General features: G+C 62.0%; 8 protein-coding genes and 2 tRNA genes. 2 read left to right on the top strand and 8 right to left on the bottom strand.

Going from position 1 to position 12,435, the window contains the following annotated elements; all coding sequences use genetic code 11:
- Nucleotides 1-52: 52 nt before the first annotated feature.
- From QHC67_RS08115 to QHC67_RS08125, 3 genes are all read right to left on the bottom strand, one after another.
- Nucleotides 53-4,237: a translocation/assembly module TamB domain-containing protein gene (locus QHC67_RS08115; RefSeq protein WP_319293064.1), complete on the bottom strand. Its 4,185-nt coding sequence runs from the start codon at nt 4,235-4,237 to the stop codon at nt 53-55.
- Nucleotides 4,237-6,273, bottom strand: a complete 2,037-nt coding sequence (locus QHC67_RS08120; RefSeq protein ID WP_319293066.1) for an autotransporter assembly complex protein TamA — start codon at nt 6,271-6,273, stop codon at nt 4,237-4,239. The genes QHC67_RS08115 and QHC67_RS08120 overlap by 1 nt, the downstream gene beginning before the upstream one ends.
- Before the next feature lie 117 nt (nt 6,274-6,390).
- Nucleotides 6,391-6,954 carry a transcriptional regulator gene (locus QHC67_RS08125; RefSeq protein ID WP_319293068.1) on the bottom strand — a complete coding sequence of 188 codons (564 nt, stop codon included), beginning with the start codon at nt 6,952-6,954 and terminating at the stop codon, nt 6,391-6,393.
- Nucleotides 6,955-7,007: 53 nt separating this feature from the next.
- On the opposite strand from QHC67_RS08125, the gene QHC67_RS08130 reads away from it, so the two are divergent.
- Complete coding sequence (locus tag QHC67_RS08130; RefSeq protein ID WP_319293070.1) at nt 7,008-7,877, top strand: GNAT family N-acetyltransferase; 870 nt, start codon at nt 7,008-7,010, stop codon at nt 7,875-7,877.
- 26 nt (nt 7,878-7,903) lie between these two features.
- On the opposite strand, the gene QHC67_RS08135 is transcribed toward QHC67_RS08130, so the two are convergent.
- The 4 genes from QHC67_RS08135 to QHC67_RS08150 all read right to left on the bottom strand — a co-directional run bounded on the left by QHC67_RS08135 (nt 7,904) and on the right by QHC67_RS08150 (nt 10,531).
- Nucleotides 7,904-7,977 (bottom strand) — tRNA-Gly (locus QHC67_RS08135).
- 87 nt (nt 7,978-8,064) lie between these two features.
- Nucleotides 8,065-9,105, bottom strand: a complete 1,041-nt coding sequence (locus QHC67_RS08140; RefSeq protein ID WP_319293072.1) for a rod shape-determining protein — start codon at nt 9,103-9,105, stop codon at nt 8,065-8,067.
- A 112-nt stretch (nt 9,106-9,217) separates the two neighbouring features.
- The gene (locus tag QHC67_RS08145) at nt 9,218-9,565 is read right to left on the bottom strand and encodes a hypothetical protein (RefSeq protein WP_319293074.1); all 348 of its coding nucleotides are present in this window, start codon (nt 9,563-9,565) and stop codon (nt 9,218-9,220) included.
- Nucleotides 9,566-9,613: 48 nt separating this feature from the next.
- Nucleotides 9,614-10,531, bottom strand: coding sequence for a cellulase family glycosylhydrolase (locus QHC67_RS08150; protein ID WP_319293076.1), 918 nt, complete (start codon nt 10,529-10,531; stop codon nt 9,614-9,616).
- A 289-nt stretch (nt 10,532-10,820) separates the two neighbouring features.
- Here QHC67_RS08150 and QHC67_RS08155 point away from each other — a divergent pair, with 289 nt between their 5' ends.
- Nucleotides 10,821-12,125: a cation:proton antiporter gene (locus QHC67_RS08155; protein WP_319293078.1), complete on the top strand. Its 1,305-nt coding sequence runs from the start codon at nt 10,821-10,823 to the stop codon at nt 12,123-12,125.
- A 36-nt stretch (nt 12,126-12,161) separates the two neighbouring features.
- Here QHC67_RS08155 and QHC67_RS08160 read toward each other — a convergent pair.
- Nucleotides 12,162-12,246, bottom strand: a tRNA-Leu gene (locus QHC67_RS08160).
- Between the last annotated feature and the right edge of the window lie 189 nt (nt 12,247-12,435).

Raw genomic sequence — 12,435 nt, forward strand, 5'->3', positions numbered from 1 at the left:
CTGTTGATGCCCACATTGGCTAATGCCGCATCCGCCGGGTTGTTCCGGTTTCTTAGTAATCTTTGGAATATCGCACGTTAACGGATGTACCCGTCGCTCCGCCCGTCTGAGAAAGGACGCTCAGCGCCTTTGACAAGGCAACCTCCAACTGGGTCGCCGTAAAGCCCCGCGCATCGGTGATGATCTCAACATACACGTTGTTCGTGAGATATTGTCCGGCGGCCAGGGCGGTCCCCCGACCGTTCGACTTGTCAGCGCCCAGAATGCGCAGGCGGTCTATACCCGAAGCGCCCTGCAGCTTGCCGAGCGGATTGAGACCTCCACCGCTGCCGCGAAGGCTGTTCAGGGCAGCCGCCAACTGAATGGCCTGCGTCGCGGACAGGTTAGAGACGTTGCTGCCGAACAAGATGCGGGAGAGCACCTCATCCTGCGGCAGGCTGGGAGTCGAGGTGAAGGCGATCTCGGGCCGTTGGGCGGTGCCGGTGACATTCAGTATCGCGTTCACACCTTCTACCGTAGTGCTGGCGGAAATCACGATGGAGGGATTGTACAGGTCGCTTCCGCCGAACCGGATGTTGCCCTTCGTCAGTTCGAAGCGCCGCCCCGAGAAGCTGTAGGTGCCGCGGATCACGTCCAGCTGCCCTACGATGCGGGGCGCGGCAGTAGTGCCGGTGATCCGCAGGTCGGTCTTCCACTCGGACTCCAGTCCCATCCCGGTGACGAATATCTGGTTGTCCGCCCGCACACGGATATTGAGCTTGAAGAGGCTGGGCGGCGCGTTGCCAGGTTCTACTGCATTGATGGGACGCAGCGCCTCGCCCTTGCGCCGCACGCCAGTCAACTCCCGGATTTCCGCCCCGCCCTGCCGAATGATCTGATAGCGCAGTTCGGGAAGGCTCAAGTCGCCGGAAACCAATGCCCCGGCCGCAGGCGAATTCGTGACGGCGAGATTACCCGTCACGACCGTCCCAAGAGCATCGCTCCGGGCAAGCCGCGCGTGGTCCAGCGCCACGCGTATGTCCATCGGGAAACCGTTGGCAGCGGACAGACTGACGCGCCCGCTTGCCTGCACGGTGCCATCGCCCGCGCGACCATTGAAGCGGCGTATCTCCAGCTGGTCACGCGTAAAGCGGCCGTCGAACTGCATGTTGGTGACGCGTGTTCCGAACGTCTCATTCTCATAGGTGAGCGCATTGGCCCGAACCAGTCCGTTGAACCGGGGGTCGTTTGCCCTGCCGCTAAAGTCGGCGGCGAGCGCGATGCCGCCGGTCAATTGCTGATCGGCCTGCCCGGCGAAGGAGAATAGCACATCTGCAGGACCATTGTAGCGGATGCCGCCGCCCAGCGATCCCTGCATCAGTTGGTTGGTCCAGCTGCCACCGCTCGCGCCGCGTAGGGTGACGACTGCGCGGCCGATCGACGTACCATTTCTGCGGACCAGCGCGCGGAGGTCGCCGCCGCCGTTCTGCAGCCTGCCTTCCATGTTGATGGCCACAGGCTCGGAAACCGCGGACAGGCTGGAGCGCGTGAAGTTGGCGATCGCCAGACGGGTCGTGGCAGTGGGAAACGCGTTGCCGCTTTGCGCGAAGTCGAGCGTTCCAGTCGCCGTACCCCCTACGCCGATACCCGGCATGAAGATGTTGGCGATGGCGAGATCGAAATCCTTGAAGCGCGCCTGCAGCGACGTCTGCCCGCCGATATGCCCGGCAAGGTTGATGGCGCCCTGCGGCAGGACGAGGGACGTCGGTTCCAGACGATAGCCAGTGCGATCGGCACGGATGATCGCTGGTTTGGCCAAGCGGAAATCGACGCGATCCGCCCGCCCTTTCAAAGCCACCGCATACAGGTTGGGACGCAATGCCGCATTCATCGCGACATTGAACGGTACGCCGCTGGTCCCGTTCGCCACGAGCTGGGCCGTACCCCGCCCGCCACGGTAGTTCACCTTGCCGCGTGCTTGCCGGATCACATATTCTCCGTAGGTCGTGTTCGCCAGCTGAACGTCGGCCACTATCTGCGGTGTGTCGTACAGCAGGATGGAGGCATCGACGATCGCTCGGCCGATAACGATGTTATAGTCGCCCGGAACTTTGGCGTTCGTGGCCGTAGCATCGACATCGACGCCCTGCACGCCACCGGCATTGGCTAGTTGCACGGCTCCGGCAATGCCTGAGCCGTTCATGGTGAGCCGCCCGGCGAAAGGTCCTCCGGCGTTCTGGCGCAGTGTGCCTTTGAAATCCACTCCGGCAAAGCGGGCGCGGGAGATGTCGATAATGAGCGGCCCGCGCGCGGTGCGGATAAGCACATTGGCAAAGAATGGGCCATAGGGCGACCCACCCGTTGCCTCCAGCCTGTAGCCAGCGGCTTCACCGTTGAGTTTTGCGACGACATTGCTAAGTTGCACGCCTACATTGGGTCGTGCCGCGCGGAGCACTGCCTGGGGGCGGTCCAGCGTGCCGCGAACCGACAAAGCGAGCGGCCCATATTGGCGGGACGTAGCTCTACCGTCGAAGGACACCGCGCCATTGGTAGCGTATCGGCCCGATCCGGACAGGATCGTGAAGTTGGGAGCAGCCCCCTTCAGGTTCGCTAGAGTGAAGCTGCCTTCCGGCGTCATTCCGATCCGCCCGGTGACGAGCGCATTGCCGCCGAGGAAGTCGCGGACACTCGCATTGTCCAGCTTCGCCGTGCGCACGCCGAACCGCCCCGACAGACCAAAGCCGCCCTTCGCGCCGGGAACGATCTTCACGTCGGTGGTCAGATTGACGATGCCCACGCCGTCCACGCGGTAGTCGTTGACTCGTCCTTTCAGAGCGCCGCGATAAATGGCGTTGGAGAGATCGGCGAGCACGATCGCCGTCGCATCGACCCTGTCGCTATCGATCTTCAGATTGTCGCTGATCAGCTTACCCGAAGCATAGGCGAAGTCGCCCTTGAGGCGCAGGTTCTGAAGAAGGCCGCCCGCCGCTGCGTTCAGGCCAGTCACACGCCGCGCCCGGGCCGTGACGGGAATGCGGATGCGATCAGAGTCGATCACCGCGCGGCCGGTTGCGCGGAGACCCTCGATCCCGGTGGCGTCGAAAGCAAGCTGTGCAGCAGTAAGGTCATAGTCGATGAATGGCGTGGCGAAAGCGCCATCCAGTATGATCGCAGCGCGAACGTCGCGGCCGCGCACCTTTTCCATGATGGCTCCGGGCGTCAACAGCTGCGCGTTGATCTTCAATGCACCGAAGCGGCTTTGCGCGAGATCTATCAGGCCGTTAGCGGTCGCGGCGACTGCAGTGGATCGCAGGCTGGCGCGCAGATTCACGCGTCGTTCCGCAAGTGCAGCGGCCATGTCGAGCGCCAGCGCGGGCGAAGTCAATCGTGCCACCGGACCGTCCATGACCAGACCGGGACGCAGCGGGCCTCTCGCGGTGAAAGTGCCGTCGCGCGCGGCGAGCGTAACGTCGATCAGATTGCCTTTAGGAGACGTGGCGATCAGCTTGCCATTCCACGCCTGCCAGCTACCCGTGCCGTCCAGCGTCATGGTGAGCGGTTGGGCGATGCCGGTCATCGCGGCGACGATGCCCTTTGCAGGCGCATCCAGACGGCCTTGCATCGATAGACGATTGCTGTCCGGAACAGCATCGACAGACGCACGGAGGCGATCGCCGCTATCGGCTCGCGCATCGGCATTGATCTGCGCGCGACCGTCGGCAATGTGAGCAGCGCCCGAGATCGCCACGATCCGCCGTGCGCCAGTCACTGGCGGAGCAAGCTCCAGACGGTCGATCTTCAGCCGGTTGATGTCGATGTCGAGATCGGGAAGCCAAGGCGCATTCGGGTCGGTCGGCGTCTGGTTGAATTGGGGCGCTCGCGCGATGCGGATCAGCGGCGATGTTACCGAGCGGACCTGAATGTGGTTGCGGATATACTGGAAGGGAGACCAATCGACGCGGACCTCTGGACTGGTCGCAAAGACGCCCTTGGGATCGCGCAAGGCGAGATCGCGGATCACCATCTCTCCATAGATGGAGCCTTCGATGCGGCCCACGTCGATGTGCATGCCGGATTCGAGCTGGAGAGCGGCGATCTGCTTGACGAGGAAGCGTTTGCCCGGAGAGGTGTTCAGGCCGATCAGCAGCGCGCCGACGAGAACGGCCAAGCCGACTATGAAACTGATGGCCAAAAAGCTTATGCGCTGCCATAGGGGGCGCCTGGCCCTGGCTGGGGCTGTTGGAATATCCTCGGCCATCAGAACGCCTGCCCTATGCCGATATAGACGGCGAACTTGGACTCTCCCGGTTGCCGGTTGAGCGGCATGGCGATGTCGGCGCGGAAGGGGCCGAAGTTGGTGTAGAATCGTCCGCCGATGCCGGCGCCGAAGCGGATGTCGGAGAATTTGGGGATCGACCCGTTGTAGACCTGCCCCGCGTCGAGGAATGGCACGATTCCAAAATTGCCGAAGCGATAGCGGGCCTCGACCGCAAACTCGTTGACCGAGCGGCCGCCGATCGGGTCGTTATCGGCGTCCTTGGGGCCAAGCTCCTGGAAGCCGAAGCCCCGGACCGACCCGCCGCCGCCTGCGTAGATCCGGCGCGAGGGTGCAACATTGGCGAGGCTCGTCCCGCTGATGGTTCCAAGCCGCGTGCGCGCCGCGATGACCAGACTGTCCGACACGGGATAATAGCCCGACAAGTCGAAGTTTGCCCGTACATAGGGCGATACATTGCCCTGCAGCGATGCTTCCGGAGACACCCGGATCGTTGCCCGTACGCCGCGCGTCGGGTTGAGCAGATCGTCGGAAAGGTCATAGCCCAACTGGCCCGGCAACGCTCCGATGAAGTATGTCAGGCGAGAGCTGTCACCAGTCGCGAGATCGAGCGTCCTTTCGTTCGAGGCGAGCACTTCGAAGCCATAGGACCAGGTCCAGCGCTTCTGGAAGATGGGCGTGGAAACGCGCGAGATGCTGCCCGCCAGCGTGGCGGTGAACGCCTCGTAAGCGGCATAGTCCTGATGGTTGACGGAAATCGACGCCTGCACGGTGCGGTCCCGGCGTCCGGCATTGGAGCGCCGGAATGCCGCGCCCACAGCTTGCTCCTGCGTACCGCCGATGGCGTTCAGGATTAGCGCCCCTTCCGGCGGGAACAGGTTGCGGTGAGTCCATGTCGCTTCCGCGCGGAACCCCTGCCCCGTGCCATAGCCAGCGTCGCCCGCCAGAGTACGCGCCGGGCCTGCCTCCTGTTCGACTTGCATGTCGACATATTCCGCTCCGTCCGGCGCCATCTCTCCAGTCCGTACCGGCTCGACCGAAACGCTGGAGAACAGGCTGGTCGCGGTCAAGGCGCGGCGGAGGTCGTCCACTTCTCGGCTGTCGTAAAGATCGCCGCGGTCGAAACGGGCAAGCACCTGAATGTGATCGGCGCCAAATGCCTGTTTTCCGCTGGTGGTGATGCCACGGAAACGGCTGCGCGGCCCCGTTTCGACAGGCAGCGTATAGTCTCCGGTCAGGGCTGCGCCGTCCAGGACGATGTCCCGCTGTCCCATCTCCGCGAAGGGATAGCCATTGCGCGGCAACTCCAGCGCGACATTGGCTTCCGCCGCCTCGACGCGTTCGGAAACGATCGGATCGCCTGCCTTCAGCGGCAGATTGCTGCGGATCAGATCGGGCGGCGTGGTCGCCGCGGCCGACACGATGATCTCTCCCAGTTTGTACTGCTTGCCCGGCGTTACGGTAACGACTGCGTTAAGTCCGCCAGTCTCTCCCGGCGCACGGTCAAGCGAGGAAAGCGCCGTCGCATCGTAATATCCCTCGGAATGCAGCAGCCGGATAGCCAGCGCTTCGTCTTCACGCGCGCGCGCCTGCACCATCGCCGCGGTATCGGCACGGCCTTTCCCATCCTGCAGTGCGGAAAGCTCGTTGAAGCGGTCTTCGAGCCCGACATCCTCAAGGCCTTCCACAGTGACGCTGTAGCGGACTGCGGTGGGTGCCGGGGCGTCCGTGGCTTTCCCGACTTCGACTGGCGTCACATCGACGGAATTTAACGGTGTCAGGGGTTGGGCGAGTTCTGCGTCGATCTTCGGCTCGGCCGCGTCCGGCAGAACCGCGGGCGCCTTTGGCGTGGCAGCAGGGCCATCAAGGAAGCTGTCGATGCTCGGAAGCGGCGCGTTCATGTCGTCGCCAAGCGGCGGCAACTGCGCGTCGAAGCTCTGATCGTCTATGATGGTTTCGGGAGGCGACGGAGCCTGAGTATCTGTGGTCTGGGCGCTGGCAATAGACACGAGCCCCATGGAGGCCACCGCCGCCCATAGCTTTAACACCGAAACGCCAGATTGCATGATTGTAAGCAGACCCCCCTTGCCGGAGGAGCGAGCGAGCGCACCACCAGTCCAACAGGTGAGACTCCGTTAACCGCCTTTTGTTCCATGGCGCACGAAAGCTCTCGCGGCCTCGCCAACGGCAAGCCACCGTTCCCGCTCCTCCAGAGCGTCCGGAAGGGCCCTATGGGCTGGCGGCTGTTCCGCGGACCGGACTTCGGTCAGGGCAAGCAGGTTGCGAACGCTGGCATCCAGTTGCTCGGCCGCCACGAAGGGCCTCAGAATAGTGGCGGCACATTCATAATGTGCGTCATCACTGTCCCGCAGGCGCAGGCTGTGCCGGGGCAAGCCCGCCGCGCGAAGGAGCGTGCTGAGCCACTTTCCGTCCCATGACGGCGCACTTGCCAGAAGGTCGTGCTCTGCCAGTACCTCCACCATGCGTCGGGCGACCACATCATGCGGGATGCCGTCAGTCAGCAGCAGCGCGTGCGGGATGTGATGGATTGCCTCCGCCTCGGCATCCCATTCGGTCCAGTCAGGCGCAGGGCGAATGAGATACTCTTCGGAACGTCCATCCTGGAACACCCAGGCGACTTCGATGGGGTAGCTTTTCTTGCCGAGTGAGGACGCTTCAAAGTCGAGGAAAACCAGCATGTGCCCGTAATGCCTCTAACCGGCTGAAGCCACCAGTTGGAAATGATGGATTCATGCTTCGATACTTTGTGGAACTTGTGCGTTTGGCAGAGATGGCTACCGCTCCACCCGGCGAAGAAGAACTCCGCGAAGTCGCGCGCAATCGCGGACTTCGGCTGGTCAAGTCACGCAAGCGCACGCCGGGCAGTGGTGATTACGGCAAGTTCGGGCTGACGGACCCTCAGGGCAAGCAGCTTTTCGGGTTCGGCGCAGATGGCCTGACCGCCGACGCCGAGGATATTGAGCGCTATCTGCGCTCCGGCATCGCCGACACATGGCGCACGTCCGCCAAGACCACGGAAGCCAAGAAGAACAGCGCGCCGCCAACGACTGACGTGAAGCCGGCGGCCAAGCGGGCGCCTCAACAAGAGGCTCGCTCTGGCTCCGCAGTGAAACCAAAGACCGCGCCTTCAGAAACAAAAATTCCGGAAAAGAGCAAGGCTCCTCCGCCACTCCGTATCAGGGCAGCGAAGGCGAATGACGCGGCGGCCATTGCGAAATTGCTAGCCGGTCTTAATCGGGTGAACGGTGGCGATAAGGAACTGAAGCGCCGCATCGCGCCCTTCAAAGGCTCACAGAACGGCATGATCGTCGCGGATCAGGGTGGAGTGATCGGGGTGGCGGCGTGGTCGACGATCCTGACGCTCCAGCAGGGTTTGATCGGCCGCATCACAGTGCTCCTGGTACAAGAGGCATCTCGACGACGCGGCGTGGGCCGGAAGTTACTGGAGACTGTGGAAGCGGCGCTGGCGAAGACCGGCTGCAACGCCATCGAAGCGATGAGCGATATCGAGATCAGGAATGCACATGGCTTTTTCCGGACCACCGGGTTTGAACAAACCAGCTATCGGTTCGCTAAACCGCTGAACAAGGGTAATGGTTGAGCCGGACCATCGCTGGCGCTCGTCACTGGAGCGGGTGAAGGGAATCGAACCCTCGTCGTAAGCATGGGAAGCTTCTGCTCTGCCATTGAGCTACACCCGCTGAGGCGTTCGGCCAGCGTACGGAGCCGATTGCCACAATGGCGCAAGGGTCGTCAACGTAAACCTCATCTGCAAACCGCCCGGCTGCTCAGGCCACCGCCAGTACGCCCTCATAAGCCGCGTCTTCCAACGCGCGGCCCGCGCCCATCGCGACGCACATCAGGGCGTCGTCCGCTATCTTAACCGGCAGGCCCGTGGTTTCGGATAGCGCCTCGTCGATCCGCCCTAGCAAAGCGCCGCCGCCCGTCAGGGTTATGCCTTCGTCGATGATGTCGGAGGAGAGTTCCGGCGCGGTTTGCTCGAGCGCAGCCATCACTGCGCTTTTGATCTGCCCGACGGGCTCAGCCAGGGCATCGGCGATTTCCGCCTCGCTGATCGTGATTTCTGCGGGGCGGCCGTTCACAAGATCACGCCCTTTTACCGTGATCAGTCGCCCCTCCCCGTCCGGCGGAACGGCGGCACCGATACGGTGCTTGACGCGTTCGGCGGTTGCCTCGCCGATCATCAGGTTATGCGTGCGGCGTACGTGGGAAGATATCGCGTCGTCCAGCTTGTCGCCCCCCACTCGAACCGAGTTGCTATAGGCGATGCCCCGCAGCGACAGCACGGCCACTTCCGTCGTGCCGCCGCCGATGTCCACGACCATTGCGCCGCGAGGCTCGGTGACCGGCAAGCCTGCACCGATCGCCGCGGCCATCGGCTCTTCGATCAACTGTACCCGAAAAGCTCCGGCGTTCGATGCCGCATCCCGCAATGCGCGGCGCTCTACCATCGTCGATCCCGAGGGCACGCAGATCACGACTTCGTGCCGCCGCCCGAGCCGAGACGCGCCGCCCAATGCCTTGTCCACGAAATGCTTGATCATCTGCTCGGCGACGTCGATGTCCGCGATCACACCATCGCGCAGAGGCCGTATTGCCTGAATATTGGCGGGCGTCTTGCCCATCATCAGCTTCGCCTCGTTGCCCACCACCTTGACCCGACGGATGCCGTTCAACGTTTCGATCGCTATCACCGAAGGCTCATTGAGCACGATCCCCCTGTCCCGAACGTAGATGACCGTGTTCACCGTCCCCAGATCGATTGCCATGTCATATGCGGAGGAGGAGAAGAACCGGGGTAATTTCATGAACTGGTGACGATCTTTCGGATGGCAAGGATGAGCGCGGCTTGTGGAGACACGGCCTCCACGTCAACAGCGCCGTGCGCCAGTCCGCCAGTTTCCCGCGACGAACGCTTTTCTAACTACCTGCGGTCAATCTGTCCGCGTCTTCCGAAAGGATAGAGTCCGCGACGCGATAAGGATCTGCGTCGCGAGCGACTGCCTGCAGCGTTTCCTGCTGTAGGTCATCGGCGGGCGGCAGCGCTAAATCCGCGTTGGTCGCCAATGCCGTGCCGGCGAAGTCCGAGGGCGATGGCGTCGCGGACAAGACTGATTGAGCAGTGAATTTGGCGCCCTGAGGGTCGGCGATGACCACAAGCTGTTCCGCCTTCTTCTCCGGCGTCTGGGAACACGCGCCCAGAAGCGCGAGACCAAGGCCGATCAGGTGCTCCGGACGAAAGGGACGCCCGTGCCGAATGTGTGACATAAGGTCTTCTCGGAAAAGCCCGCCAGCGGCTGCTGGCAGGAGCGTGAATCAGCGGCCAGTTATCGTAGTTAGGTACGCGCTTGGCGCGGCCGTACCAAAGGTGCCCTTCCGGGGCTCGATCTTGTATAGATAATCTTCCTTCCAACCATTTCCGCCGCCCCACCATGTAACGCCGACATAGGTTTCGGGCAGAGAGCGCATGCGCTTGAGTGCGTCCTTACCCAGTGCGTCGCAAATTGGATCGACCTTGATGTGGTTCCCGAAGGCAAATTCGCCGACCCACACCTTCAGACCCCGCGCCTTAGCTGCAAGGTCGGTATTCCAGATCAGCTTGGTTCCGGTGGTGTTGGGAACGCAGACCGGACTGGTTCCCGACCCATCGGAGTCAGGGTAGCGATGCCCGGACACCATGGTCAGGCCCAGAGGGTCCTTCAAACCCCCAGCCCGATCGAACGAACATGCGGGGCTTTCGCAGGCCACATTGCTGGCTTCCCGTTTGTCGAAGCGCACCATGCCCGAAGAACCGCGCCATTCGATCAGCAGTTTGTGCTTGTATCCCGCCTTGCGGAACGCAGAGATCCCGGCATTCACTTCGGTGGCGTAGGATCTACGGGTCGAAGGATCGGCTTGATACGACGCCCCCTTGCGAGGCTCGTTCATGGTGTCGATCATTACGTAGGTCGTGTTGGGGAAGTTCTTGATGAAGGACCCCCACCAGCCCGCCTCCTTTGGATCGAAGGTGTTGCCATAGTCATGCCGGTCCAGAATGACATAGACGCCGCGCTTGATGGCGGCATCGACCGCGGCTTTCATTTTAGAGACGACAACGGGATTACTGGCCTGCGTGCCGCGAAACGGCAGACGAATGGCGCGGAATCCCTTATCGATATAGGTGTTCACCGTTGCCGGAGACGGACACAGTGCGCCATCGCTTGCGAATTCGCATCCGGAAAGGTTTACGCCCATCAACGGCGACGTTCCAAGATTGATATTGCGCGATGCGCCGGACGTAACCGGGGCCGCCTGTACGGCGGCGGCCAACCCGACGGATGATAAAAGGAAAAGAAACAACGAATACCGTGTCGACAATGCCATGCGATAAGCCCCCGCTTGATGCTGCGGCGGCGGACGTAAATCTATGTTATTAAAATAGCTTAAAAATTTCGATCAAGCGTTCTGTAAGATGGACGCTTGGAGGCAATTGCAATCCAACATCGCATAATGAACACTAGTGCGGCTGGATCGTTGTGCACCAATGTCAAATGCCGCTTGGCCCCCTGATCCGTACATATTGATACTAACTGGCTCAGGGCTTTTGATCGCATTAGTCGCCTGGTTGCCGCTGGTGCTCAGGCGATTGCCGTTGTCCCTTCCGATCGTTTGTATCGCGATCGGCGCGCTCCTGTTCCAGTTCGCTCCAATCCCGATCAAGCCCCTGCCAATGCGCTATCCACTATTTGTCGAGCGCTTCACCGAATTTGTCGTCCTTATCGCCCTCATGGGTGCAGGGTTGAAGCTGGATCGCGTCTTCAGTTGGCGGCGTTGGGCGGTAACCTGGCGGCTTCTCGGCCCCACGATGCTGCTGACCATCGTAGCAATCACGTTATTGGGGGTGTGGATGCTTGGACTGCCCCTGCCGATCGCGGTGCTGCTGGCCGGCGCGCTCGCCCCGACTGATCCCGTACTCGCAGCGGACGTGCAGGTTGGGCCGCCCAAAACTGGAGAAGAAGACGAGGTGCGGTTCGGCCTCACCTCCGAGGCTGGGCTGAACGACGGCCTGGCCTTTCCGTTCGTGAACCTTGCGTTGGCCCTAGCGGCGTCTGCTGCCACGGGCGCGCCTTGGGCCAGGGAATGGATACTCCACAACGTACTTTGGGAGATCGGTGCGGCAGTCGTGGTCGGCTGGATCATCGGGCAAGTGTTCGGATGGGTCACCTTCCACATTCCGGCAGAAAGCAAGCTTGCCCAGACAGGCGACGGCGTCATCGCGATCGCGGCGACGCTGATCTCCTATGGTGTTTGCGAGATGGCTCAGTGCTACGGGTTTCTGGGGGTGTTCGTGGCCGCGCTTGCAATCCGCCATGCCCATCGAAGCCATGACTTCCAACGAGAGATGCACGACTTCACCGAACAGATCGAGCGGATAGCCATGATGGTCGGGTTGATCCTGTTCGGCGGAGCGTTAGTCAGCGGACTGCTGGCGCCGCTTGGATGGATCGAAGCTTGCGCGGCCGCCGTGATCCTGCTTGTCATCCGGCCTGCGGCGGGGCTGATCGGGCTGCTGGGCTTCAAAGCCGATATGAGTGAAAAGCTGACGCTGGCGTTCTTTGGCATACGCGGCGTCGGGTCGTTCTACTACCTCGCTTACGGCCTTAACCACATCGATGTGAGTAGTGGCGAGCGCCTTTGGGCGGTGCTGGGTGTGGTCGTCCTGTTCTCCATCCTGATGCACGGACTGACGGTCACGCCAGTGATGCGCCAGGTCGACCGGTTGCATGGACGGGACCCCGATGCCGACATGTCGGCACGCGATCCTCACGTCTCCGCCGATGAACGCTAGGTCAGTCGGAACTGCTTGCCATTCGGAGATCAGTAATGGTGCGGGCGGTCGGAATCGAACCGACACTCCTTTCGGAACCGGATTTTGAGTCCGGCGCGTCTACCAGTTTCACCACGCCCGCGTGGACGATCATCACTTCAGGAGGGATTCGATCGATGGTTCGGGGTCTATAAGGGAGTCGAAATGCAATTTCCATAGGGTCGGTAAAGAAGTTGGAGCGGCCTAGGCAGCAGGGTTGCATAAGGCCGCACTTGCCCGCTCCGTGTTCGACGCTATACGAAAGAGCGGTCGTGCAGATCCCTCCTCTTTT

Source organism: Sphingobium sp., from assembly GCF_033795625.1.
Classification (GTDB): domain Bacteria; phylum Pseudomonadota; class Alphaproteobacteria; order Sphingomonadales; family Sphingomonadaceae; genus Sphingobium.